A 26660-nucleotide genomic window follows, 5' to 3' on the forward strand; every position below is an offset into this window, starting at 1 on the left:
GCAGAGCGATGGGCCCGGTCCACGCGTCGGGCCCCGCCCAAAGAGCGGGCCTCGCCCAACTCTCGGGCGTGGACCGAGCGCCTGGATCGTCGCGGACCAGCTCCGCGCTGTGCCGCCCGGCCGCCTGGGCGTCCCCCGCCGTCACGACGGGATCACCGGACCTCGAGCAACGAACGTCATCGCGCACCCCCTCCACTCCCGCGAGCAGCGAGCCGTGCCGGAACACAGCTCACTACCCGCCTCCCCCCCGGACTGGCGTTGATCACCGCATCGCTCCGTTCAGGCCAGCTGTTTCACCTGCCCGCCGAACGGCCGCCCTTGAGCGCCGGATAGCGGTGGCGCGCCGAGCTGAACATCGCCGGAATCCCGCCCAAGTCGCGGCGGATCGGCCGCCCTCCCCTGGCGTCTCCGTCACGCTCCCGAGGAGTCCCGACAGACAGGACTGAACGGGCACCCAGGGTCCACCCGGAGTCTCGCGTGACACCGGGGTGCGCGGCGCGATGGTGAGCGCCGTCTGTGCCGCTGGGAGGCGCGCATCGGGTTCACGTTCGGTAGGCCTCGAGAGCGGTGCCGTACACGACGACGTTGTCTTCGAAGCTGTCGGCGCCGGTGTCGAACGTGCCCCCGCATGTGATCAGCCGCAGCTCGGGCCCGGTGGTGGGGCCGTACACGGCGAGGGTGGGGAACGCGTCTTTGTCGACGAGGTCGACCCTGTCGACGCGGTAGACCACCGTGAGCCCGTCAGCCCGCTCGGCGAGCACCTGGTCGCCGGCGGTGACCTCGGCGAGGTGGGCGAAGCCGCCCCCTTCGCCGCGGTAGGCCACATGCGAGGCGTAGATCGCCGGTCCCCGTCCGCCCGCGGACGCGCCGCCCGAGTAGTGACCCACCGTCGCCGCGTCCGAAGGGACCTCCAGGCGACGATCCGCGTCCTGCCCGAGCTCGGAGAGCCGGCGGGTGTCCAACCCGATCGACGGGACGCGCAACGCCGTCGTCCGAGCCGACGCAAGAGGCATCTCGACCGCAGTGCGCCCTGCGGGCAGCCCGACCGATGCCGGACCGACCCGACCACCGCCCATCCCGACATAGAACGCAACTACGAAGGCCGCCAGAGCGACGAGCACGAGAACGACCGGAAGGCCCACGCCCGGCCGCCTCGTCGCTCGTGCCTCGGGCGATGACGCGGCCGGCTGAGCGGCCCGGCGGCTGGTCACGGCGCGCTGCGGCGACGGTGCCAGACGACACCGGTGGCGCCCAGCGCGGTCAGACCCAACGCGCTGGCCGCGATCGGCACCACCGGACTGATCGCGCCGGAGCCGTCGCCGGCAGCCACCCCACCCTCCGGGTAGGCGGCGTCGGCCACGTCCTCGGTCGACGGCGCGCCCTGCTCGACACCGGTGTCGACGACCTCGACGCGCTCCACATCCTGTCCGCCTGAGCCGCAGCGCACGGCAGTGCCGTCGCTGTAGACCACCCAACGCCCCCCGTTCCACAGGTACACCGACGTCGGGTAGACGTTGGTCTGCTGGTGAACCGTCACGGGCTGTACCACCGGCGGAGTGTCCGGACCCCCCGACGAGCCACCGTCCGTCCCGCCATCGGTCCCGTCATCGGTCCCGTCATCGGTCCCGCCATCGGTCCCGTCATCGGTCCCGTCATCGGTCCCGCCATCGGTCCCGCCATCGGTCCCGTCATCGGTCCCGCCGCCGGTGCAGTCGACGCCCTCGGCGCGCTCGCGAGCGTCGGATCGCTCGCGGACGGCCTCCTGCAGGGCGCGGCCCGCGGCCTGCTGCGCGGCGAAGAGCTCGGTGTTGCGCTCCGCGGCTCGCTGCGCGGTGACGCGGGCGTCCTCGATGTCGGCAGCGGTGGCGGTCTCGTCGGCCTGCAGCCGCTGGAAAGTGGCGAGGGCGGTGGCCATCACGGTCTTCTGCCGGTTGTAGGCGGCCAGGGCCTTGTCCAGGGCGTCCTGGCGTTCCTCGACCAGCGCCTCGGCCTCGACCACCGCGGCGCACACTGGCTGCGGCGAGGTCGCGACGGCGACACCGGCGCCGAGGGGGAACAGCAGACCCGCAGTCAGGGCTCCGCCGAGCAGGACACGGAAGCCGGACGACATGGCACAATGCTGGGGTATCAGGGGCTCCTCGCAGCTCTTCCGCAGCCGGGTTCGGCGGCGGTCACGCGGGTAAGAGCAGCGGGCCCCAGCGACTCGCACACTTTTCTGAAGAACTTCTCGCGAGCATCCCCAGGGCGTGGCCTCGTCCACCGTCCGGGAGCTTCGGCGCCAAGGGTGACGGTCACCGGGGAGGCGAGCTCACGCCATCCCACGACGCCTGGCGCTAGGCACCCGACGCACTCGAAGAGCCCAGCGAATCGCGTCAGGGCCGCCACCCACGGGCTCGCCCTCCTCGGCACAACCTCGACGACGCCATGCACTGCGCAGCTCGGTCGGCTGGCCTGGGTCCCGCGGCTCTGCGTAACGCCATCGGCCGAAGCGACGACGAGCGGATCATCCAGCGGCGACTCGATCGCTGGGTGCCCACGCCGCCACCGACCTCGCGCGGAGCGGGAGACGCCACCGTCGTCAGCGCATCGCCGTGGTGCGCCGGTCGGCGGACGGCGGCGCCGGGCGCGTCTGTACCGGGGGGATCGTTGAGACAGCTGCAGCAACACGACGCCGCGGGGCGCGCAAGCGATGCGCCCACGAAGCCATTGGCACTGCCCGCCAGGGACGCGCGCCTCGGCTCCCGTACTGCGCGTCCGCCCCTCCGCAGCGGCCACTGGGGGCGAACTGGCCTCGCCGTGGCACTGACCGTGGCGCTGCTGACCTTCGGCGTTGTCGGAGTGTGGTGGTTCTCAGCGTCATCGACCACCTCACCGACCCCGGTCGCGTCCTCGGAGGCGACGTCCGCGCAACCGGCCGCCTCGGGACCGCAGATCGGTCCCGCGGTCGTCGACACCGATGGTCGCCCTCTGCCGCCGCCGGCCGCCGACGGCGCGCGAGGCCTGTACTCCGCGCTCGAGACCAACGACATGACGGCCGTCCGAGCGCTGTACGCACCCGACGACACCGCCGCCTCATGGTCGACACTGCGCGCCCGCCTTGCACCCGACGTGGCCCGAGCTGGGCTGCTCGAGGCGCTGCGGCGCCCGCCTCAGCCCCGTCCCGAGGTCGATTTCCTCTACTCGGCTGGCGACTACGGCGTCGGGCTGACGGACTCGGGTCGCGTCGCGTTCATCGGTACCGGACAACAGGCAGCGACGACCACCGCAACCCCTGACCGCGCCCGCCCCACCGGTTCGCGCTCCGTGCCCTTCGAGTGCGAAGACTCCTTCGTCGGCGACGGACTCGACACCCCGGAGTGCGACGGGAGCGGCACCGGCACACAACGCACCCAGTGCTCAGCCGACCTCGAGACCTGCCCCGCCGGCTACCAGGAAGGCGTGGTCAACAGCGCCAACCCCCACGGCTGCAACTTCGACGCCATTTCCGCCGACAATCCGTGTCAATGGCGCTACACCGTCGACCCGGACGGGACCGACCGACCGGCGCCGGTCACCGCCGCTCAGCGCTGGGCGGCCTGCCACCTCTCCGGCTACAGGGACTTCTGCTAGCCCGAGGAAGTACGAGCGCGCCTCGCGGAACCCATAGAGCATCGGGCACTCGCCGCGGACGAGTTCGGCAAGCGTTCGTGCGCTAGTCAGCGGCGTGCGGAGTACAGGACCCGCACCACGAGGCTGATTCTCGAGCCACCCTTCGAGGTTCTCGATCATCGAGACGCCAGCAACGCTCCTGGTCAGAAGCTTGTGGGCCCCGTGGGACTCGAACCCACAACCAACGGATTAAAAGATTCCCGTGGTTCGCCTCACACAGCCTCTACCAGCGACTCTAGTGCCAGCACGGGTCTCCCAGACATACTCCACGCACACCAGTTGACACCGTTGTTCTCCACGACTTGCTCCACGCGAAGAGCACGAGCTCGATCGCCCCTCAGTCGTCAGGCACGGTCCTGGCAGCCCGCTCACGCAGCTCGTCGGGATACTCGGACAGATTCTTCTTCGGTCCCTGCTATCGAAGACTCCCTCCACGGGCCATGGCCAAGATCGACGGTCTCTGAGTTGCCGCCGGAACCTCACGGGGTTGCCGCCGACCCTGCCGTACGGGATCAGCGGCACCGGACCGCGCCGCCCGTTGACATAGGTGCAACAGTGCACGCCCACCAGCGCCTGGTCACCGAACCAGCCGCGGCGCCGCCAGAACGGCGCGTAGGCCCCGACGATGATGTTGCCTCTCGGTCCGCTGGCCGAGCCTTGAGAGCACCCGGCCGGTGCCCCAGACCCTCGACACGTCCTCGAAAGCCGGGGCTCGGGCCGACATGACAGATGCATCGACGCCGTTCACCGGTCGCAACGGAGCTCTTGCATGACCTACCGCGCCCGTCCGCGAAGCTCCCCGACTCGCTATTACCGCCGGCCACTCACGCTATAAGTAGCCGATGCATTGCTCTGGCAACTAGGCGGATTGCGCGAAGCCGAGACGCGATAGGTGCCCGTGACCGTGTTGCTTGCTGGCGCGAAAACGAGCCTAAGCTCGATCGATGCCCTATTCTCCTGACCTTCGCACGTGATACCTACATCGTTGAACTCCGCGACCCAACCCCCACTTCCGTCGCCCATCAAGAATCCAGCTTCCCAAACACCGTCCGTGCGCACCATTGAGCATTGCGCAGTTCCGACGCAATTAGAGACGCGGATCTTGAATGGTGTGGAGCTGCAGCCGTCGGGGAATCGAACGCAGGATTGATTAACCCTATTGAGCGTCCAAATTCCGTCCAACGACTGCAGTTCTTGAGCTGGCGGCACATAGGGAGCTTGTGGCGCCAGGCCAGGGCTCGCGGGCTGACAGCTTCCGTACCAATCGCGCGCGTAACCCGCTGCGCACGGGAGCCCCATTTGCTGGGGTGACGGAGGACGGAGATTCGGGTCGCTGCCTCCGAGAATCCCCTTTACCCAGCCTGCCGTGGGCCCGAATTCGTAGAAAGCATTAGGGGCGTTCCAAGCGCCTCCCCAAGGCAACTCCACTCCGTAAGACCTCCCGATCTTGACCGCCTCTGTCAAGCAATTGTTATTTCCGACGAAGTAGCCGACTCCTTCACTTGCGTCCGCCGCGTCCTTCGCGTCATCTACACGAGCGTCAAAGACCGTCTTGCACTTATACGACTGGTAGTAGGTCGAGCCCATGTTCTCATCGCCGCCAGCGCGGAAGCTGTCCTTGACCTTTTCCCAGCTTCCCTCCGCCTGCCAACTTCGGTTATCGGCTCCCGGCGCGACACCGAATTGTTGACTCCCCTGCGGCGAGACCCCCTCCGTCGCTCCATACCTCCATGTGTCGGGGCCCGTCTGAAAGGCCCAACCCACATGCCCTAGGGTCAACGCACCACTCGGCGCGCTGAAGACACAGAATTGGCCGTTCTTCAGGCTCTCGCTCTGGGCACTAAGCAGGATCGGAGTTCCGACCATTAATGCCCCCGCTACGACTGTCAAAGCGGCCACGAGAAGGGGATTCAGACTCCCGACTGCCTTGACTGTCCAAGCGAACCACCGAGTCCGATCAGCTGGTGTCGACGGAGAGCGCCTCGGGTCCACGGTCATGTCTCCGCCGATCGATCGGTCCCGGCACACCAGGCATAGGCCGAGAGACGCAGAGAGTATCCGACTCAGCCGTTGGTCGCTAGGTCACTGTATCGTTCAGCCTAGCAACTGCTGCGATCAGGTGGCAGTTGCTACCTAGAGTGGCTAATAATCGTTCGCCCACGGGATGACCATTCTCGCGCGTACCAGACGCTCCTGGCCGCAAGGGGTAGGTGGCGAAGTCCAGGTCAGCTGCCCGGTTTATCGGCCCCTGAAGATGTCTTCACTAAGGTGGTGGACGGTGGTGCTTGAGTCGACCCCGGCGGCGGTGTCCACGTCATGGCGGTGGCCGAGCCGAATTGGCTCCTGTCCGCCTACGCACTCGTGCAGCGCCGCGGAGAGTTCATCGGCGGCCGCACGCAGTGCCGCCGCTGCGGCCCGAGCTTCGGGCGAGCAGTGTCCGATCGAAGGTGACGAGCTCGGCGTCCGCGCCGGCCCGCCGGGCCGAAGGTGTCGACGGGCCGGCTTCTGAATCCGTAGTAACGTGCCCACCCTGGGCGGGCCAGGTCTTGGTGGGCATAAGCGGGCACCGCGGGTGATCGACTGGGCATCAGAGGCATCGGCGGGAGGCAGTTCGTGGACCATTTCGTGGACCGAGATCACTTAGCCGCCGGCGACGGGCGCGAGCTCGCCGGTCACTGACCCTTCCGGGATCACGGCGGAGCGGTCATGCACGGCGACCTCGTCGAGCAGGAGGCTGGCCGCTGTGAGCACACGCGCCAGGGCGCTGCCGTGGCTCCCGGCCAGGGCCGCGACAGGACCTTCGACGGTGGCCCCGGCTCGGAGAGCAACCAGCTCGCTAGTCCTACCAGCGGCGGCCTTGGCCTCGCCGGAGTAGCGCGCAGTCGCCGTGCCAGCACTCACGAGCTCACGCCCCGTTTGCTGAGGTCCGATGGGCTCGCGCCCCTGGGGCTGCTCGCAGTATCCCCACGAGGTTTGTAGGTCTTCGGTGCGAGGCAGGCTCCGGTCGTCTCGCTGAGCCTCCTGTCGCGTCGTGGGCTCCGATCAAGATCCCATACCTAAGCCGTGTGCTCGATGTGCCCGACGATCGCGCTGACTGTGGTCCCGCTTCGATCGTGAGCCCGAGCCCGCACCGGGCGACGTTCAACCGCCCCGTCTTGAGGACATTCGAGTGGAGCTCGGGCACCTCGATGCCGTCCGGTAGGGCGAAGGCTCCCTGCGGGGGGGGTAGCGCTGCACTGCCGCGGGCGCGAACTGGCTGCCCGGAGACGGACCGGGAAACGTGCTGCGTGCCTGCTTGGACGGTGTCGCGGATCGAGCTCCGCTGAGTACGAAGGTGTCAGCGCGGGTTGCCGGGCACGACCGCTCGCGCCGGGTCGGGGTTGCCGTTCTCGTCGAGAACGTCGGTGTCGGGACTGCAGTAGCCGGTCGTGAGCTTGTGCTCGTAGGGGCGGCAACCGTCGCCCCGCGAGGACCGGGTCGAGGCCCCGCTGGAGCTCGCACGATCCTCGTCGTCGGTGTCGTCCGCCACGGTCTCCGTGGCCTCAGACTGTGCATTGTTGCTCGAAGCGCGGGACCGCCCCGAGGTCGAAGGACGCGTGATGGTGGTGGCCTCCTCTACCCGGGCGGGCGTCGCAGGCCGGGTAGCGGCGGGCGCGGGCGTTGCCACGGCGGGCGGGTCGACCTCAACCAACGAGGTGGACGGGGTGAACGCCGGGGTGGTTTGCGGCGCCATCGTCACCGCGATCAGGCCGCCAGTGAGGCCCGACACGGCGGCCACCGCCACCAGGACACCGACCATCAGCAGCTGCCGCGCCCTGGTCCTGACGTTCGCGTGCGGAAAAGTCGGCGGGCGTGGGCGACGAGCGACCGGCAGGCCCGCAATTGACGATCGTGCCTCGACGGGCGCGGTGGGCGGGTCCAGCAGTACCTCGGCGTGCCTGGCCGTGTGTCCCCCCGACGACGATCGAACCAACCGGTTCGTCGCGTCGCCACGGACATCCGTTTCGCCGCACCTGCCACCTCACCCGACCGAGCTACCTCACCTCTGGCGCCTGCGCAGCTTCGCGCAAGGACCACCGGGGTCGGGGTCTGGCGCTCGCGGCGAGCTCAAGAGTCGGTCATCGCCTCCGGACAGTTGCGAGCACCTCCTAGCGTGGCCGCCCGCCGCGAGGTGATCCGGGACCTGATGCCGGTGGTGATCCACCGCGCAAGACGAGGCGTTCGACACTTCGGTCTCGCGGCGGGCGTCGTGTTCAGACGCTCGCCCTAACTGAGCCCGTGGTCGTTCTCGCTGGTCCGGGCGCCTGGACTGCACCCTGACACCCGTGACATGAATCCAGTGTGCCTCCGAGGCGGAGCAGACCCGCACAGGCGCGGCGAGCTACGGATCGTCCTCAGCGACTTTCGGCGGAATCGCTACTGCGCCACGATGTGCAGGACCCGTCCTTGACTATCGCGGCTCAGGACGACGAGCCGACGTTGGCTGACGATTTCAGGAAGCACAGTCACGCTACCACCCCCAGTCGCATCAATCTCAGTTTCTGTTAGGACCCGAAGCCTGCGAATATTCGAGTTGACGTTTGTGAACGCGCCCCCCGACGGACAAGCACAGGCTCGATAGTCCACCTTATCGAACGTCACCACCAGGCCCTCCGAGTCGGCTTCAACCGCAGTCAGAAGGCCCACGTCGGTCGGCGAGGCGATCCGGCCCGCGACCCAATCTGGGTACCCGGCGGGCGGAAGGGGAACGACCGGCTCGACCGCCAGAGCGCCTGGTGCCGGTCCCGCCGGAAGTCCGTCAACACGGGCATCCCGCAGCAGCCGGTCGACAAGCTGGACGTCCTGGGTAGCGGTCTCATTCGACCACGACAGAAATTCGACATTGGCGAGCGGGAAGCGCACCACGGTAGCCCTGAGCGCGGACTCCGCGCACGGTAGTCCACGACAGTAGAAGTATCCTGGCGTGCCTCGCTCACCGTCCCGCGCCACGCCCACCCCGATGCTGCAGACGTAGTCCACCGTTGTCCGCTCGACGGGCTGTCCAGCGACCTGCTCCACAAGCGGTGGCGACACGACTTTGGACTTCGTATACCCCCGTCGGTCGTCGTCGCCATTCGCAGATCCTCCGCACAAGTCGTACATCTCCGGTAAGACGTCGGGCGCGGATCCCGGCACGTTGACCGACAACAGCTTCCGACCGTCACGTCGAAGCCAGAACGACGAAGAGGAGCCAGCGTTGGTTGAGTCCGGACGGGGCCTGTAGTACTCCATGCCGGGCTCGAAAGGTACGTCGAGCTGACCCTGCATCAGACGCTGGTTGCCTGGCTCGCCGACGACCCGCGAGCCGCGCTCCACTCCCCAGTCGGTGACGTCGACGCCCGCCGAGTGCCCCTCCAAGTACTCGTTCGAAGCCCTGGAACCGGGGCTATAGAAATCTCGGCCGTTATCGTTTAGCACGATCGTGGTGATTGTGCGACCGTCCGTCGTCACGTCTGCCTCGTAGTGCCAGAAGATCGACTCGCGCGGTGGCTCGACCAGAAGAGCGAGCGCTTGACCCTCGTCCTTCTTAAATTCGAGTCGGAAGCCATTGCCGAATTGTGCCTGGTCCCCGGCTCCGGCGTCGCCGTCTGCCGGCCGGATAGCTTCGGCCACATTGTTGTCACCGATCGCGAACGCGAATTGCGTCGGCTCCTGAGGACCCGCCGCGGGACACTCCAGCAGTGCGCCATCCGCTGCGGGAAGTCGCTGGGTAACCCGCGCCCGCAGACCGACGATGGTCGCACCGGTCTCCGACCCTGACCGCAGGTCGGCCACCTGAGTCCTCGGCTGTACAGGGATACCGCCCGCCCTCAGTCCCTCGCGCCAGAGATCGCTGCAGGCATCCATCTGCGCCACGCCTGGCGATAGCCGCGCGGGATCAGTAACCAGCAGCGAAAAGCCGTTCTCGGGCAACACCTGCCTGTCCGCAACCCCGCCTTCGATCGGTTCCGATTGGGATATCCATTCCTTGATGGACTCCGCGTTCGCGGTCACCAGAGCGCCAATGATCGCGGTCGCGATCGCGAGCGCTGTCCACGTCAGGGCCCGCTTGACACGGGAGCCCTCATGCGTGGCCGGCGAGGGCGGGTCGGACGGCGGCAATACCGGCGGTGGGTCGACCGGCACCGGCTGGCGGGACTTGCGTCGCCGAAGCCGCCCAACCTGCGGGGACAGCGGCCTCTTAGCCACCGCGACCCCCCTCCTGCCACGGCTCTCCTCCATACGAACCCCAGGGCGTCAAGCCCCGCGTTGAGGTGGTTCGGAATGGGACACCGTTATCATCGATGATGGTCTCGCCTGATCGACCCCCGGCCGTCCAACGCAGTCGCATCACCCAGCTACAGTCGCAGTCGGCCGTCGCCCCCGATACAAAGAAGACCTCGGGCTGAGTTGGACTCACCTTGAACGGGAAGCTGACAGGATTAGGCGGACTTGAAGGCTCGTCCGAGCTCAGACCGCTGTAGTCCTCCGACACAGTCATGAGCGGTGGTCGACGATCCAAATCGAACGCCATGAATCGTGCCGCGAGGGCATCACCGCAGTGGGCTGCGGTGTAGATGCCGGACATCTGCGGTTGGCGCGAAACTACGTCAAGATCCAGGCCTTGCAGGACCACGGTGTCGCTCTTCCCGGTGATCGTGAGGCGGACAAGTGTATAGTTGGCGTCCACGGCGTCGACGCCATCCACCCATGCCTGACGCCCTTGAGAGTCCGTCTCAACACTGGGCGGAACCGGGACCTCGGTGATCGAAGCCCGTGGGACAACGAACTCGTAAGGGCAGTCGAACTGCCGCTCGCCGACAATCTCAATGGGGTCGGACAAGAGTCTGGTCACGTCAGCGAGTCCGGTTGTGGTCGCGGTTGCGATGAAGGTCGCGACACCCGCGACTACGGCCGTAATCAACCAGGTAGTCGCGCGCCGATACCACGGAGTCGGGGGCGACGACTCTTCCGCTTTCGAACGCTTCGTCCTTCTCTTCTTGTTCATCGCCTTCCGCCTCGATGTTGTGCAGTGGGGGCGCACCCTTATGAGGAGCAGCGCTGCCCAGGGCCGCGAGCGTCAGTCAACTGGAGTAGCAGTGTGCGTTAGTTCGCCTGCACACCCGGCCAGTAGGTATTGATGCACATCGCGGGGGCATACTCGTAACCGAGCTCGAATGCGTACTTTCGCTCAGCGGGCGTGCCATGCGGGTCGTTTCCGCCGATACCGGAGTCGCCGATCGCCTCGAGGGCGGCGACGGCCTCTTCCTTGTCCGTGTCGGTCAGGTAGCCCGCGTAGTAGGCAGTGTTGGCCCAGACGCCGGCAAAGCAGTCCGCGATCAACTCCTTCTCCTTGATCTTGACGCTCCGCCCGTAGGAGTCCAACCTGGCGATGTCCGGCAAGCCGCCCTGTTCTCGGATCTCGTCCTGTACGTGATGTCCGAACTCGTGAGCCACTAGCGTCGCGGCGGCGAAGTCGCCCACCTGCGCCGAACGCTGACCGAAGACCGACCCGTTCCACATCCTCATGAATGTGTTGACGGGAAGGATGATCCCGCCGGAGTACGTCTGGTCGCCGTCGCTTGGGCAGTAGTACGCGTTGGGATGATCCGAGGTCACGGGCTGCGCTAGACACGTGCTCGAGAACTGGTAGCCCGGAGCGATGATCTGGTAGGAGACGAACGGCTCGCGGAGGCCAACGGACTGTAGGTAGCCCGTCCATACCCGGTCCGCGTTCTGAACGACCGCCTCCAGTTGCGCAGAAACGGCCACTGGGGTCAGCGACTCGGAGGCCTGACCGCCGTCAAAGACCGCGCCCGATGGCGCCTGCGCCACCTCCTGGTCGCCGATCTCGTCCAGCGGGTCGACGGTTCGTTGACCGCCCGCCGTCTGTTGCCTGGCCGGTGGCGCGGCGGTGACCGCGGCCGTGGGGGGAGGCCGCGTGCCCACCGGGCCGGTGGCGCAGCTCGTCGCGAGCCCGATCACCGCGATCATCGTTACGGCTACCGAGAGTCGCCTAGCAGCCCTAGATGCGGCCATGTTTCCCCCCATGCACGCCCGAAGTCAGCTGAAGGTAAAGGGATTCAGTGCGCTACTGCTACTGTCCGGGATCGAGGGTCCCCGTATGGCCTACAGAACACCCGGAGGGACACTCAGAGGTTGTAGAGCGAGGCGCTCCACCAAGTAATGGGACCGGTCAGACGGTCTTCGACTTGGAGGAGCTGCAGGCGCAGCACGGTGCCTCGCTGCAACGAAGAGTCGGTCGATCTCCAGAGGCGCGGGACCGTGGCACGCCGGCGTGGTCGAGGAGAGCGGCCGTTCGGCGTGCTCGACGCGGGTTGATCGCGCGATCCGAAGCCCCCGCGGCTCTCCGGCGCAAACCCGAGGAGCGCACCGGCTAGGGAAGCTGAAGGTCCTGGGGATATGGGCTCGCGCCGCGCAAGACGACGCGGGCACGCTCGCTAGGCCACGGGGCGTCTCGAGCGGTTGGCGCTGCGAAGCGCGAACTTGTCCGTGGGGCGAGCCGGTCGACTCAGCGGGCGCGGAGGTAGGCCTCGGTGACCTCGCGGGGAATGCGGCCACGGTCGCTGATCGTCATGCCTTGGGTGGGGGCCCAGTCCCGGATCGCGTGGTTCTGCTCGCGATCGACCGAGGTTGTGCCACCCGCACGGTCGCCGAGCCCGCCGCGACTCCCTGATCCAGCCCTCGACGAACCGGCCGCGCCGGTCGAGCTGCCCCGCCGGCGTCCCCCGGTGCGTCGCGCGTGCTCGACAAAGTCCTTGAGCGCGTCGCACAGCGCGGTCGCGTGCTTCTCGGTGAGGTCGATCTCGTACCTCACCCCGTCCAGGCCGAACTCGACGGTCTCGTCGGCTTCGCTCTGGTCGAGGTCATCGAGCACGGTGACGGTAGTGCGCTGCGCCACGGTGGCCTTTCGTTACGGCGGGCAAAGTGCCGCGCGGGAAGGCCCTCAGAGCGCCAGCATCAGTACGCCGATCCCGACCGCAACAGATGGTAGGGCACAGATTGCGGTAGGCCCCAGGTGTGGCGATCGCATCAGCAGCTACACGAAGCACGCATTACGAGAACTCTCGTCACCGTCAACGGTGTGCTCGGTGCGTCCAGCGGCGCACGTCACCGAGTTCACCACCCACACCCGGTCCCACCACGTGCCATGGTTTGAGGCCACGAAGGAGGCCACACCAGACCGCCGGGAGCCTGCTCGCCGGGGGCGAGGCGTCGCCCATTCGACTCCTTGGGATGACGAGGGCGTTGGCCGGGGGAAGCTCCTTCAGGGTGAGCGTCGAGGACATTGGAGCCGAAGAGCTGCTCGCCAGGCTCAGCGGCAACGACTCGCGAGATCACGTTGCTGACCTGGAGCGGGCCGTTCGCGCAACGTGGCGGCGAGCGATCGATGCGGTGCGCCGCCAACTTCTGGCCCCGCACGGGATGCGGCTGCGCCAAATCGGCCGCGACCGGGGCGACCTAGTGATCTGGCTCGATTCTGCCGAAGAAGCGCTGCCCGTACGTCCCGACCGGTTGCTCGTACCCATCGAGGTCATCGTCGAGGCGCATCCCCTGCGTGGGGGGCGTGGGGGCGTTCAACTCTATCGTTCCAATCGGGGCGGAAACAGTTCTGCGGGCCTCATCAACCTCCAGCGCGTCGAGGTGCAGCGCTTCGAGTACCAGCAGACTGCGGTAGCGCGGTGCTCGTCGAACGACCCCGCGACCGCTCGACCGTGGCGCGCGACCGCCCACGTGGAGTACGACTGAACGCCGAGAGTCACAAGTACTTCCCAGGACCAAATCTATCGAGCATTGCAGTCTCCCTCGCCGATGGCTTACGTCCGTAGACATCCCGCCCGATCGTCGAAAACAGCCTGGCACGTTCGTCATCGACGCCATCGACCATATCTCGCAACCTACTCAAGTCGTCATAGAGCTTCATAAATGCGTCTCTCCACGCCACGTAATGCTGACCCGCCTCCATCTGCCATCGATCCTTAATTTCCTGCCCCTTGTCCGCCAAGAGCGGCGAGCCACTGAAGAAGGTGAGTACGTCACGAGACACCTCGAGGAACGGTTCATGTATATTTGTGAGGTTGCTTTCGTTGGGCAAATTCTCCAACTTCGACAACAGCTCCTCGTGGGTCGGGTCGAGGCCCTCCGCAGCTAACGCCGCGTTGATACCGGTACGATGAAGTTCGACTAGCCCGCGAACTCTAGTCTTGCCTATTTCAACTTCTATCGAGTCTCCGAGTGACGAGTTCATCTCATCAAACCGCGCTCGGTGTGTATTGGCGTCCTTGAGCTTCGGTCCAGCGTCCCCAGACGACCTTGCGTGAAGGACGATCTCTTCAATTGTTCTGACGAAGTCATCGAATTCCTCCTCTAGGGAGCGTATACTTCCCGTTCTAAACCAGTCGTATCGAACCCCTGACAGGGAGTAGATTGTGCGCTCGATCCGTTCCAGGCTTGTAATCGCGTTCTTTACCATCGCTAATTGACGATCGTCGTTCGCGCGATCACGTAAGAGTCGCTGTAACACGAAGAACGCGATTGGGACTCCGAAACACGCCGCCGTGAGTCCAGAGGCCAAGTTCACGATGTACCCTGACGTGTCCCACCAGCCGCCTGGATTCTGGTCTTCTTTTTCTGGCAATCGCCCGAAAACCCCGATCCCTACCAGAAAGAGAATCGCACCCAATACCCACAGGAGTCGGAGGGTCCATGTCAGCAGGCGAGACACATGATGAAGGGTAGCGTACTCTGAACCAGTAGCACAGTATCGAGATTAACAAAGTCCCACAGTCTTAGCGCACAGGCGAGAAGGCCAATTGCCCAGACCCTTAGCTGAACGTGGTCGTGGTGACTCCCTACGTGGCACGGAAGAGGCAATTGACCATCATCGTGAACTCGCCACAGCCCAACCGCAAGTTAGTTCACCCAACTTGGCTGGATCAAGAACAACCTTGCTGTTCGTCATTTGCCGAAGTCGGCATCCTCCCGAGGCTTCTCAAGCTGCTCAGGAAACACTAACCCTACGCCCAAACTCGCCGAGGCTGAGGCTGAGCCCTACGACTGAGCGCTCACCGAACTTGTAAAGCGCTAGGCGAGAATCTGGCCTCTCAGGTGTAGGCGCTCGCCGCCCTACCCGATCAACCGAATATCGGGATCCCGTCAGTTTACGACGTGAGCAACGAGGCCGCTTGATGCACGGAGCGTTCCGCACCCCTGTCCGACCCCGTTTCGGACGACGAGACTGACTATCGTGGTCGCGTTCGGTTCCACAGCGATCGGTGGACCGGGGTCGGCGAGGCTAAGCAGCAGCGTCGGACCGAAGCCTCCGAAGCAATCAAGATTTCGAATCGCTTCGCTGTCAATGCGTGTGGAACCAGACGTCGTACCGCCACTGGTAGGCGGCCTGTCCCCCACCTCGGCGACCTCTGCTGGAGCACGAGCTATACACCTCTTTGCGCAGCGAGTCGCCCGACGTAGCCCTGAAGGGCAGGGAGAGCACCACGTTTACAGCCCCCGACGCCCGACCGACAGGAGAGACGAGGTGAGCCCGGGCGGAGCCTGACTCTAGGCACTGTCCTGGATCGCGCGCTCGGCCGCGTTGCAGGGCGCTGCCGACGGGCGCCAACGCAACGGGCAGGACAACATAGGGCGAGCGCCGTGGTTGCCGGTCGTCGACCCTGTGGGGCTCACCCGGGGGGCGTGGGACGTAAGGCCAAATTGGCTACCTACGGCCTCGGACTTCGGATGGGTGTGTTGAACGTTCTGGGCGTGTTCCTCCCGAGCGCCTTGATCTCGATTTCTCCGTGGCGATGAGCCCGACCAGCGACTGGGTGACCGCCGCGAACGCCGCGTCTCCGGAGCCGGCTGGGTCAACGCGGCACCCGCAGCGCGGCCTGCAGCAGGACGGCCTTGTCTCGACGTCGTGGCGGTGCGGTGCGGCGCCGCTTCGATCTGCGGGCAGGTCCATACGTGGGTCCGTGCCGACCACCAAGGCCGACGCCGTCGCCGCGGCCATCGGACACCGCGGCGGAGGTCGCTCAGGTGGGCGATTCCTTCTCACCCAGTTGCCCGGCGCGCGCATGGCCGACTGCACGTCAGGATGGCAACAGAGGGTCAACAAGTTTCTCCGACGATTAGGCCGAATGTGTTGATCCTCGACGATCTGCGACCGTTCGTACCTGCCATGGGCACGAACGGCACAAAGAGCCGAGGGGGGAATAACGGTGGCCGACGCCGTCGACCTGTTCAAGTTCATGACGGTGCGGTCGCTGGGGGCGGAGGGCGACGGCGCGATCCGCGACGAGCGGCTGGCGCATCCCGTCCCCGCCGGCGAGCCGGTGGCGCTCGACAAGGACGACGCGAGCTTCGCGAAGAGCCCCGCCGCGACGGCCGTGTACGGGCTGGTCAAGAGCACCGGCGCCGGGAAGACCACCCCCCAGGCCGTGGTGGACGCGAACGAGGAGATCGCCACGAAGGTGGTCGCCGCAGGACCGATCACCGAGGACACCCCCGGCGAGCGTGTGGACGCGCTGGCCGGCGCGGTGGCGCTGCTCGGCTCCGGCACGACCGCCGAGGAGGCCACCGCGGCGTTCACCGCGGCCTGGCCCGAGTCGGCGGGCGGCTCCTGGACCGGGTACGCCGCCCGCGCCGAGAGCGAGGCGACGGCCACCGCGCCGAGCCTCGCGAAGGACCTCGGCGAACTGTTCGACCGGCTCTACCGCGCGACCGTCGCCGTGCGCCGCCGCCCGGTGGACGCGACCCGCCTGATCGCTGCGATCCGGTCGCTCACGGTCGTGCGCCGGGTCTATGCCGGGGACCTGCCCGTGCTCGGCGAGGCACTCGCCGCCCAGCCCGCCATCCACCCGATGATCACTGCGCTCGTCGGCTACTACGTCCCGTTCAACCCGATCCGGCCGGTCGGCGTGGGCGACCTGCTCGTCGTCAAGCAGTTCCTCCGCCGGTACGAGCCCGGCGCGATCGCCCACATCGAGAACGTCCTGCCAGGCGAGAAGAAAATTCGCCAGGTCCGCCAGCTGGACCAGGTCGACGACCTGCTCTCGACGATCACGGAGAAGAGCGAGACCACCGAGACCGAGAAGTCGAAGTCTGAGCGCTTCGAGCTCAAGAGCGAGACCGAGACGACCATCCAGAACGACCTCTCGGTCGAGGTCTCCGGGCAGGTCAGCGGGCGTTACGGCGTCGTCGAGTACTCCGCGCAGGCGGGTGCGCAGTACTCGCGGTCGCAGACGGACTCGCGGCGCGGGGCGAACAACTTCGCCAAGGACGTCGTCGACCGTTCCCTCTCGCGCATCCAGACCAGCGTGCGCGAGGAGCGGACGACGCGCCGGCTCACGCAGAACGAGCAGCTCGACCGCCACGAGCTGGCCGGCGCGAACGACGGCGTCACCGGCATCTACCGCTGGGTGGACAGCGTCTACGACGCCCAAGTCTACAACTACGGCAAGCGCCTGATGTACGAGTTCATGATCCCCGAGCCCGCCGCGTTCGTGCTCTCGGTGTTCGACCACGAGCGCGAGCAGGAGGAGCGCCCGGACATCCCGCAGCCCCCGCCGCGCCCCGAGCTCGACGTCAACCTGATCGACTCGTCCACCGTCGCGACCTGGACGAAGATCTTCCCTCTCGGCGGGCTGGCGCCCGAGCCGCTCCCCCAGACCGTGCCGATGACGATCATCATGGAGCCCCAGACCGCGGAGTCGACGGCGGAGCAGGAGATCTTCGACATCCCCGAGGGCTACGGAGCCGTGGAAGCCCTGATCAAAGGCAACTGGGAGGGGATGGACAAGTCCACCAACCACGGGGTGTCGGTCTCGATCGGCGGTCAGAACGAGCTCCAATCACCGGGCAGCAACGTCGGCCACATGGGCTGGGAGGAGCGGAAGTTCACCTTCGACCCGATGCTCGTCGGCCGGACCGCGGTCGCCGTGTGGTCCTACCGGACCGAGTCGTACTCGCTCGGTGTCGGGCTGAAGATCGTGCCGACACCGAGCCACCTGCAGAACTGGCGCATCCGCGTCTACGAAACGATCATGGCTGCCTACCAGCAGGCGCAGCGCGAGTACCTCGCCGCGCAGGACGAGTACGACGCGGCGCTCGCGGCGCACAAGGTCCGCCAGGGCGTCGTCATCCAGGGGCGCAACCCCCGCATCAACCAGGACGTCATCCGCACCGAGCTGCGCAAGAGCTGTCTGAGCATGATCGCCAAGCAGTTCGACGCCGACGGTGCCACCACCGACGACATCGTGTTCGACGCGATGAGCACCCGTGCCGCGAAGCTGCCCGTCGAGGCGATCGAGAAGATCACCACCACGACCGAGGACACCAGCCAACCGGGCAAGAAGATCACGGTCACGAGCGTCCAGGAGAAGGTGACGACGGCCGACGCGGACATCAAGATTCCGGCGATCGACGTCGCCGAGGCCGTCGACGAGGGCAGCACGATCCAGTTCCTCGAGCAGGCCTTCGAGTGGCAGCAGCTCAACTACGTGCTCTACCCGTACTTCTGGGGCCGGCTGCCGCGGAAGTGGTACGACGCGCAGCGCTACTACGACGAGGTCGACCCGCTCTACGCCAAGTTCCTGCAGTCCGGCGCCGCACGCGTGCTCGTCAGCGTCCGGCCGGGCTTCGAGGGCGCGCTGCTGCACTACCTGCGCACACGGGAGCCGTGGAACGGCGGGCCGATGCCCGACATCGACGACCCGCTCTACCTCGCCGTCCACGAGGAGCTGCGCGAGCAGCAGGACGACCTGAACAACGCGGTGCCCTACGGCGAGCCGTGGACGGTCGTGGTGCCGACACCCCAGCTGTGGCTGCAGCCCGACGGGACGCTGCCCGAGTACCCCGGAGCACCCGACCGCCCCGGGGACGGGGGACGCGCCGGCGCGCTGTGGACGGGCACGGCCCGCCAGGAGGGCATCGCGGTCCTCGCCCACGACCAGACCGCCTGGACGGCGTGGCCGCCGGCCGCACGGTGGACCGTGCCGATCCCGACCTGGGCGGCCGCCGCGGACGTCCGGTTCGTCGTCAACCCCGGCGTGGCCGAGGGCGACGTGTGGGGCGAGCTGCGCGTCGACATCGACGGGATCCGCACCGAGCCGTCGATGTTCGACGTCAACTACGAGTCCGACATCGGCGAGTTCCCGCAGCAGGACGTCATGATCGTCGCTGACACCGTCGCCATCCCCGCCGACCGGCGCGGGCGATCGGTCACCGTGCGGACCGAGGCCCACACCCGCGACCCATCGATCGCCCCCGGGCAGGTGCAGGCCCACGCGGGCTCGCAGATCGGGCTGCAGCTGGTGTTCAAGCCCGCGCTCGAGCCGTGAGCGTCCCGGCGCCCGAGGTCCGGGCCGTCGCCCCGCGCGACGGCACCACCCCCGGCCCGGCCCCCGTGCCGCTCCCGGACCTCGACGCGCTCACGGCCCCGCCGGCGACGAAGGCCGCGACGGCGGACGGGTTCGGGGTGCAGGACATCCCGATCTCCCTGCCGGGCGACCGCGGCGCCGACCCGCTGCCCGAGGTCGTGCTGACCTTCGACACCGTCCGCGCCGACCTGCCCGCCGCGGTCGCCGAGGCCCTCGACACCGCCTACGTGCTCGCCGGCATCCCGGGCAAGCGCACGTTCGAGGCAGCGCTCAAGGGCACGTCGCAGCAGCCGCCGGTCGGGTGGCTCGGCGCGGTGTCGCGTGGGCTCCCGGTGAAAACATCGGGCGGCAGGGTGCTGCGCGGCGACCCGTACGCGCTCTACCTCGACGAGGACCGCACGCCCCGCCGCCACCGGCTCGTCGAGGCCCTCGGTCCGGCCGTCGAGGACCTCGCCACGCGCCGGGCGACCGCCGAGAGGATCGTCGCGACGGCCGCCCGCGACGCCGCGCTCGGCCGCCTCGCGGCGAGCCGGGCACAGGTCCGCCGCGAGGCGTTCCGCCACCTCGCCGTCGCGGACGAGAAGGCGGCGGCGTCGGTGCTCGACGGGTCCTCGCGCCCGGACCTGCGCCGCGACGAGCTCGAGGAGCTGCTGCGCGACCTCGTCGCGATCGCCGACGCCCGCGAGAAGCTGGCCGGAGCCCTGAGCACGCAGCAGCAGGTCGAGGACCGGGGGCGCCGGCCGGCGCCAGGTGTCGGGGGCCCCAGGCGCCCCGGCCTCCTGGGCATTCCCGACCGGGCCGCGCGCGACGACCTCCGCGCCCGCACCCATGCCCAGCAGAAGGCCCTCGACGCCGCCGAGGCGCAGGTCGCCGACAAGCGGCGCGTGCTCGCCGAGCTGGTCGCGCACCTGGGACGGTCTCGGCCGGTGCTCTTCGCATGGTGGGAGGGCGAGCTCCCCGGCAAGGCCCGGGCGCTGGCCGCCGGGCGCGCGTCCCCGGAGACGGCCGAGGCGATCCGCACCGCACTGCTCACGACGCTGCGCGACACGTGGGCCGCCGCCGGGGAGCTGACGAGGACGCTCGCCGACGAGGACGCCGTCTGGCGCTTCCCGGCCCTGGTCGAGCGGACGATCGAGGAGCTGGGCGTCGACGCGGAGGTCCCGGCGCGCGTCGCCCGCGACCGCGTCACCGACGAGGAGGCCGGCAGCGACCTCCAGGAGCTCTCGGACTGGATCGGGCACGTCGAGCTCGCGGCGTCCGTCGCCACCCTGCTGCCGGGCGCCCAGCCCGCCGCCGGGGTCGCCGCGCTCGCGGCCGTGGCCGGGCTGGTCGTGGACGCCGCCACGGTGGTCGTCAAGGGCCTGCGCCTCGCGGAGGAGGACCGGGCGGCCCGCGCGTTCCTCGTCCCGTCGGAACGGCTCGCCGCCTCGCCGTCGTACTCCTCGCTCATGGTCGACGTGGCGCTCGTGGGGCTCTCGGTGCTCCTGTCCGTCGACGAGTTCCGCACCGTGGCCCGGGGCGCGGGCTCCCTCGTGAGCCCCTGATGTCCCCGAAGATTCCGAAGACCCAGGCGGCGAAGGAGTTCGCCACCCGGGTCGCGCAGCAGGGGCGGGAGGCCACGAGCCGCGTCGCACGCCTCTCGGCCGCGTTCCGCGGGGGGCTCGTCGCGGTGATCGGCGAGGGCACCTCGGGGGCCGAGCGCCGGGAGCTGTGGAAGGCCGCAGACCGCTACGTCGAGCTCCTCGATCGGATCGAGGAGTACCGCGACCCCCACACCGTCGCAGCGTTCACCCAGGTCGACGACATCCTGAGCAAGCATCTCGCCGGCCGGAGCACCCCCGACGCCGAGATCGTGCGCCGCGAGCTGGCGTACGCGCGCGCGGTGTTCCTGCAGGACGCGGCGACGCGGAAGGCGGAGTTCGACACGGCGGTCGGCCTCCTCGACGTCGCCACCCGGGCGCCGAAGCCAACCGCCGGGATGCTCGCCGTCCACGACGCCCTGCTCGTCCGGTTGCGTGCCGTCCGGGCCCTCGCCCCGGGTACGGCCACCGTGTCGCAGCGGCGTGTGCGGTCGGCTCTACGGCGGATCCGGAAGGTCTTCGGCCCAGACCGGTTCGACGCGTGGTTGCCGGCGTTGCGTTATCTCGAGGAGAACGCCGAGGGCATCGCCCGGCGGGCGCGGGCCGTCGAGACGGCCCGGAAGGCGCTCGACCAGGCGACAGGGGACCCGGCCGCCGTGAAGGCCGCGGAGGAGGCTATGCGCAAGGCCCGTCGGGCGTTGCAGGGCGACCGCAGCAAGCTGCAGGGCACGCTCGCCGAGCTGTACGTGACCCGCTGGAAGGACTGGAAGGTCCAGATGGAGGCCTTCGTCGACCTCGGACGCACCGAGGTGGCCCGTCTCAAAGGTGTGTGGGAGGTGGTGCCGGTGTCCGGCGACCTGTTGCTCGACGGCAAGCAGACGTGGGACGCAGCCGTCCTGCTCGTGCGCAAGGACACGAAACCGCAACAGGTCCAGCTGCTCATGGCGGCGCAGTTCAAGGCGGAAAAGACCGACTCCGCGCTCAAGCAGATCCTTCTCGACATGGAGCGCGAGACCCGGGGCGGAAAATACACCCGGGCGCCCATCGTCTCCTGGTACGACGAATCCGGCAAGCTGCGGTCCGCGTCTCTCGATCCGCCCAGCACCCGGTCCAAACCTACCCGCTACGTCGGGACGGCTAGCGGCGGGAAGTTCTCCGCAGCCCAATCCGCCCGGTTGGAGGCCGCGAAGGTCGAGGTCAACCAATTCTGGCTGGACATCACTCGCGACGAGCTCGAGGCGCTGACCGACGAGCTCCTGGCCGCCGTCGCCGACGTCGTGCCCTAGGAGACGCTGAAGACGGGGTTGCGGGCGGGGCGCCTCGGCCGTCGAGCGGCGGTGAGGTCAGCATCGGACCGTACGAGCTAGCGGCAGCGAAGGGACGCCGTCGTTCCAGCGACGCCGCGTGTCTGCCAAGTCGTTTCACGCGAACCACTAAATTGGCCGAATCTTGATGAGTGACCTCGAAACTCTCGTCGTCATACCGTGGGGCATGAAGCTCTCCAAAGTCGTGTGGCTTCTTGGGATCGACGAGGCCAGCTGGTCGTTAGGGTCGTGGTCTCCAACCACACCCGCGGCAACACCCGGACCCTCGCATACGACATCAGCGACGGCGCCGCGGCCGCCGGCCTCGCCCTACTCCCGGTGACGCCAACCCGATACGCGGCAAGGACCTGGCCACGGTGCTAGGCCTGCTCGACGAGCGCCGCGCGAATGGTCGCTTCGCACACTCGATCGGTCGACCAGCTCCACGCCCTGGTGCCCGGCCGGGGAAGCTCGCCACCTGCAGATGCGGGTGAAGCCGGTTGAGCGCCACCGTCCGCGCGGTGTCGAAGGTCCGGTGCGCGTCGCCCCACCCCACCGCGGCCGAGCAGGCGCTCGGGCCGGTACGGGCCTAAGCTCTCCCCCACCCAGTCAACCTTTCCGAGGCGCCAAGAGCTCACGGCTTGGCTAGTTGACGAGAGGCACATGAAGACCACCATTCGTTGCATGACCTTCGAGACGGACATCTCAGCCGGCGGTGGGCGGCCGCAGTCCAAGATCGGATATCGGGTCTGGCTCACCGTGGGCAGCGTCGTACTTCTAGGTAGCGGACTTATTGCAGCTGGTGGGTACATGGCTCTGGAATCGTACAGTTCCTCTGTCCTCGCGAACCTCGGCACAACCGTCTTGCTGGCCGTTCCGATACTCGTTCTCGAACGATCCTTTGACCGCCTTTCTCGTGCAACTATTGCAACACAGCGCGACGTCCATGGGCTTAACCGTCGCGTAGCGAAGGTCGCCGAAGATGTCGCCGACGTTGGCGACCGCCTGGATCGCCTAGGGGGCCGAATCGACGAGAGGATCGAACAACAGCGCGCCGACGACGCAGAGAGCGCCGTCGAACCCGTACGCGAGATGCTGGCCGAGCCGTCCTATGGAACGATCCGAAGCGCACTGAGGCGTGCGTTGAGTTCGCACGCACAAGGAGGATCGACTTACCTCCCTCTTCAGGAGTCGAAAGTCCTACTCAAAGTTAGTCAGGTCTGGGACAAGGCTGGCGAGGGCCTCCTTGTGGAAGCGGAGGTCGAAGGGCTGGGGACCCCCGAGGCAGGAACCTTCCAAGATGCACCTAGGTACGTATGGCGCGCTGGCGAGTCGACCGAGGATTTTTTCGTTGGTTTCGACAAGCAGATGCGCAGGGTACTGGGAGTGGCAGCTGCCCCGCGAATAGATGCTCGTCAGTTCCTTGCCGTCCTTGCACGCACCCTTGACGCGGCTTTTCGTCACGCCGAGGCTACCGGAAAAGACGCATGGCGGCAGCCACGAGTAGTCGCTTCTCCCAGCAAAAGCTGGCTGATACTTGGTGATCGCCTGCAGCACACGAAACTCTCTAGCCTCTCCTTCCCCCGTGACACGATAACCGCATCCGGGCCGGGAGATGCTCCGAAGGGAGATGATATCCTGGACCTCAACGACTTCCGCTACGCCTGGCCAATTGCCTATCGCCTCTATAAAGGGACTTGGTAGTCGAGCGCGTGTCAAGCGTTATAGACGGCCACGGATTAGTGAGCTGCACCTTCCGCTCGATGGGCCGCGTGTCTCGAGGAAGCTCCTTGAAGTTCTGGTAAACGGGTTCTGGGTCGACTGCACCCACGAGTACTGGCGTGGCGTGCAGCTCGCCACCGCGACCAGGGACGCCTTCGAGCACGCCATCCGGGCCCTGATGGAGCTCGAGTACACGGTGAGCTGGGACCGCGACGAGGTCGAGCCGGCCGCGACGCCGTCGATGGCAGGGCTTCTTTGACCGTCAGCGTCCCACTGCCCGCTGCCCCGTCACGGGCATCCGAGGTCGATCTGCGTCATCCGTCCTCAGCGATCACGCACGGTGCTGACGACGCCGGAAAGCTGACCCCCGGGCGACGGGTGAATCTGGACCCCCCTGCCGATGGGAAAGGGGTGCTGAAGGTGGAGGACTGGGCGGAGATCCGTCGTCTGCATCGGGCCGAGGGGGTGCCGATCAAGGCGATCGCCCGCCGGCTCGGGGTCGGGCGGAACACGGTGCGCCGGGCGCTGGCCGCCGACGAGCCACCGAAGTACCAGCGCCCGGCGAAGGGCTCGATCGTCGACGAGGTGGAGGCGCAGGTCCGGGAGCTGCTCGCGGACGTGCCGACGATGCCGGCCACGGTGATCGCCGAGCGGATCGGCTGGACCCGCTCGCTGACGGTGCTCAAGGACCGGGTCCGGGAGCTGCGCCCGCTATATCTGCCGGCGGACCCGTCGTCGCGCACCGAGTACCGGCCCGGGGAGCTCGCCCAGTGCGACCTGTGGTTCCCGCCGACGCCGGTGCCGCTGGGCGCCGGCCAGGTCGGGACGCCGCCGGTGCTGGTGATGGTCTCGGGCTACTCCCGGGTGATGACCGCCCGCATGATCCCGAGCAGGCAGGGCCCGGACCTACTTGCCGGGCACTGGGCGCTGCTCACCGGGTGGGGCGCGAGCCCGCGGGCGCTGGTGTGGGACAACGAGTCCGCGGTCGGCTCCTGGCGCGCCGGACGACCGCAGCTGACCGAGGCCATGCACGGGTTCCGCGGTGCGTTGGGGATCAAGGTGATCCTCTGCCGACCACGCGACCCGGAGGCCAAGGGCCTGGTCGAGCGGGCCAACGAATACCTGGAGACCTCGTTCCTGCCCGGGCGCTCGTTCGGCGGTCCCGGGGACTTCAACGCCCAGCTCGGGGTGTGGTTGGCGCGGGCCAACCAGCGTCACCACCGCCGGCTCGGCGCCCGGCCGGTCGAGCGGTGGAAGGCGGATCGGGCCGCGATGGTGGCGCTGCCGCCGGTGGCGCCGTCCTCGGGCTGGACAACCAGTCTGCGGCTGCCGCGGGACCACTATGTCCGCCTGGACGGCAACGACTACTCGGTGCACCCGGCCGCGGTCGGGCGTCGGGTCGTCATCGACGCCGACCTCGAGCAAGTCGTCGCGACCCTCGACGGTCAGCAGGTCGCCCGCCATGTTCGGTGTTGGGCACGGCACCAGAGCATCACCGACCCCGCCCACGCTGACGCGGCTGCCCGGCTGCGGCAGGCCTACCGCGAGCGACCCGCGGCTCCCCGCGGCGAGGACGTCGCCTGCCGCGATCTGGCCGACTACGACCGCATGTTCGGCCTCGACGACATGGGCGAGGCGGTCTGATGCCCGCCAAGTCCTCGGTCGGCGCGCCCATCAGCGGGCGCAACGTGGCCTCGGAGCTGGCGTTCCTGACCCGGGCGCTCAAGGCACCGTCGCTGGCGGCGGCGGTCGAGCGCCTGGCCGAACGGGCTCGGGCCGAGTCCTGGACCCACGAGGAGTTCCTGGCCGCCTGCCTGCAACGCGAGGTCGCCGCCCGCGAGGCCCACGGCGGCGAGGGCCGTGTCCGCGCCGCCCGCTTCCCGGCCCGCAAGAGCCTCGAGGACTTCGACGTCGAGCACCAGCGCTCGCTCAAGCGCGAGACCCTCGCCCACCTCGGCACCCTTGACTTCATCACCGCCCGCGAGAACGTGGTGTTCCTCGGCCCGCCGGGCACCGGCAAGACCCACCTGGCGATCGGACTCGGCGTCCGGGCCTGCCAGGCCGGGCACCGCACCGCCTTCGCCACCGCCGCCGAGTGGGTCGCCCGCCTCGCCGAGGCTCACCACTCCGGACGGCTGCAGGCCGAGCTGACCAAGCTGGGCCGGGTCCCGCTGCTGATCATCGACGAGGTCGGCTACATCCCCTTCGAGGCCGAGGCGGCGAACCTGTTCTTCCAGCTCGTGTCCTCGCGCTACGAACAAGCCAGCCTGATCGTCACCAGCAACAAGCCCTTCGGCCGCTGGGGCGAGGTCTTCGGCGACGACGTCGTCGCCGCGGCCATGATCGACCGGCTCGTGCACCACGCCGAGGTCGTCTCGCTCAAGGGCGACAGCTACCGCCTCAAGGACCGCGACCTCGGCCGCGTCCCCGCAGCCGGCAAGACCGACGACTGACGAGATCAACAACCTGGTGGGGGTCCATTTTCGGCCGTCGCCAGGGGGTCCAGGTTCAGCCGCCGTTGACACACGGCTCGCGTCGTGAGGTTCTCGGGCAGGCACGGTTCACAAGCAGTGGCAGTCGAGGTCGTCGTCCAGATGGTCGCCAGGCAGAAGACCTCCCAAGTGCGGCAGATGCAGAGCTGGCTCGCCGGCCTGGCACCAGGTCGGCGCTTGTCAATCCGTGCCAGCTTCGGCCGCCTGTCCACCGCGGCCGGGTCGACATAGCAAGCAGAGCCTGCCGCACACCGACAAGATTGAGTCGACGGTGGTGTTGAAGAGACGTTCGTACATCCTGAGACGTCACGCATCAACATTCCAGACGAAGACTGCGGCACAAGCCGGTGTGCGAGAGCCTTACGTCGGGTGCCGAGCGCCGGGGCTTTCGTGCCCTCGAGTGTTAGGCCGGCTGGTTGAGGCGGCTTCGAAAGCCGCCATCTCCACCGCCGACTCGCCCGCCGTCGCCGGCGCGGGCGCCACCGCAACCGCCAC

Annotated in this window: 16 protein-coding genes; 9 read left to right on the top strand and 7 right to left on the bottom strand. The window is 67.9% G+C overall.

The window, feature by feature from the left end; all coding sequences use genetic code 11:
* Window positions 1-542 precede the first annotated feature (542 nt).
* The gene (locus tag WCD58_RS18755; RefSeq protein ID WP_337704573.1) at window positions 543-1211 is read right to left on the bottom strand and encodes a sortase domain-containing protein; all 669 of its coding nucleotides are present in this window, start codon (window positions 1209-1211) and stop codon (window positions 543-545) included.
* Entirely contained in the window at window positions 1208-2110 is a 903-nt protein-coding gene (locus tag WCD58_RS18760; protein ID WP_337704574.1) for a hypothetical protein, read from the bottom strand. The genes WCD58_RS18755 and WCD58_RS18760 overlap by 4 nt, the downstream gene beginning before the upstream one ends.
* A 686-nt stretch (window positions 2111-2796) precedes the next feature.
* On the opposite strand from WCD58_RS18760, the gene WCD58_RS18765 reads away from it, so the two are divergent.
* The gene (locus tag WCD58_RS18765) at window positions 2797-3609 is read left to right on the top strand and encodes a hypothetical protein (protein WP_337704575.1); all 813 of its coding nucleotides are present in this window, start codon (window positions 2797-2799) and stop codon (window positions 3607-3609) included.
* 3376 nt (window positions 3610-6985) lie between these two features.
* Here WCD58_RS18765 and WCD58_RS18770 read toward each other — a convergent pair.
* The 4 genes from WCD58_RS18770 to WCD58_RS18785 all read right to left on the bottom strand — a co-directional run bounded on the left by WCD58_RS18770 (window position 6986) and on the right by WCD58_RS18785 (window position 12589).
* The gene (locus WCD58_RS18770) at window positions 6986-7447 is read right to left on the bottom strand and encodes a hypothetical protein (protein ID WP_337704576.1); all 462 of its coding nucleotides are present in this window, start codon (window positions 7445-7447) and stop codon (window positions 6986-6988) included.
* Between the two features lie 617 nt (window positions 7448-8064).
* Window positions 8065-9681 carry a hypothetical protein gene (locus WCD58_RS18775; RefSeq protein ID WP_337704577.1) on the bottom strand — a complete coding sequence of 539 codons (1617 nt, stop codon included), beginning with the start codon at window positions 9679-9681 and terminating at the stop codon, window positions 8065-8067.
* A 1092-nt stretch (window positions 9682-10773) separates the two neighbouring features.
* Window positions 10774-11661, bottom strand: a complete 888-nt coding sequence (locus WCD58_RS18780; RefSeq protein ID WP_337704578.1) for a neutral zinc metallopeptidase — start codon at window positions 11659-11661, stop codon at window positions 10774-10776.
* Window positions 11662-12199: 538 nt separating this feature from the next.
* Window positions 12200-12589: a histone-like nucleoid-structuring protein Lsr2 gene (locus tag WCD58_RS18785; RefSeq protein WP_337704579.1), complete on the bottom strand. Its 390-nt coding sequence runs from the start codon at window positions 12587-12589 to the stop codon at window positions 12200-12202.
* Between the two features lie 371 nt (window positions 12590-12960).
* Here WCD58_RS18785 and WCD58_RS18790 point away from each other — a divergent pair, with 371 nt between their 5' ends.
* Window positions 12961-13437 carry a hypothetical protein gene (locus tag WCD58_RS18790; protein ID WP_337704580.1) on the top strand — a complete coding sequence of 159 codons (477 nt, stop codon included), beginning with the start codon at window positions 12961-12963 and terminating at the stop codon, window positions 13435-13437.
* Window positions 13438-13447: 10 nt separating this feature from the next.
* Here WCD58_RS18790 and WCD58_RS18795 read toward each other — a convergent pair whose 3' ends face one another.
* The gene (locus WCD58_RS18795; protein ID WP_337704581.1) at window positions 13448-14413 is read right to left on the bottom strand and encodes a hypothetical protein; all 966 of its coding nucleotides are present in this window, start codon (window positions 14411-14413) and stop codon (window positions 13448-13450) included.
* 1495 nt (window positions 14414-15908) lie between these two features.
* Between WCD58_RS18795 and WCD58_RS18800 the strand changes: the two genes are divergently transcribed.
* The 7 genes from WCD58_RS18800 to istB all read left to right on the top strand — a co-directional run bounded on the left by WCD58_RS18800 (window position 15909) and on the right by istB (window position 26126).
* Complete coding sequence (locus WCD58_RS18800; protein ID WP_337704582.1) at window positions 15909-19028, top strand: hypothetical protein; 3120 nt, start codon at window positions 15909-15911, stop codon at window positions 19026-19028.
* A complete protein-coding gene (locus WCD58_RS18805) occupies window positions 19025-20611 on the top strand; it encodes a hypothetical protein (RefSeq protein ID WP_337704583.1) in 1587 nt (528 codons plus the stop codon). Before WCD58_RS18800 ends, WCD58_RS18805 begins: the two co-directional genes overlap by 4 nt.
* 125 nt (window positions 20612-20736) lie before the next feature.
* Complete coding sequence (locus tag WCD58_RS18810; protein WP_337704584.1) at window positions 20737-21933, top strand: hypothetical protein; 1197 nt, start codon at window positions 20737-20739, stop codon at window positions 21931-21933.
* Window positions 21934-22635: 702 nt separating this feature from the next.
* On the top strand, window positions 22636-23655 hold the full coding sequence (locus WCD58_RS18815; protein ID WP_337704585.1) for a DUF948 domain-containing protein: 1020 nt from the start codon (window positions 22636-22638) through the stop codon (window positions 23653-23655).
* A 142-nt stretch (window positions 23656-23797) separates the two neighbouring features.
* The gene (locus WCD58_RS18820) at window positions 23798-23932 is read left to right on the top strand and encodes a hypothetical protein (protein ID WP_337704586.1); all 135 of its coding nucleotides are present in this window, start codon (window positions 23798-23800) and stop codon (window positions 23930-23932) included.
* Window positions 23933-24084: 152 nt separating this feature from the next.
* Window positions 24085-25317, top strand: a complete 1233-nt coding sequence (istA, locus tag WCD58_RS18825; protein ID WP_337704587.1) for an IS21 family transposase — start codon at window positions 24085-24087, stop codon at window positions 25315-25317.
* Window positions 25317-26126 carry an IS21-like element helper ATPase IstB gene (gene istB / locus WCD58_RS18830; RefSeq protein WP_337704588.1) on the top strand — a complete coding sequence of 270 codons (810 nt, stop codon included), beginning with the start codon at window positions 25317-25319 and terminating at the stop codon, window positions 26124-26126. Before istA ends, istB begins: the two co-directional genes overlap by 1 nt.
* The last annotated feature ends 534 nt before the right edge of the window (window positions 26127-26660 follow it).

Origin of the sequence: Actinomycetospora flava, from assembly GCF_037400335.1 — a bacterium.
In the GTDB taxonomy this organism is placed as follows: domain Bacteria; phylum Actinomycetota; class Actinomycetes; order Mycobacteriales; family Pseudonocardiaceae; genus Actinomycetospora; species Actinomycetospora flava.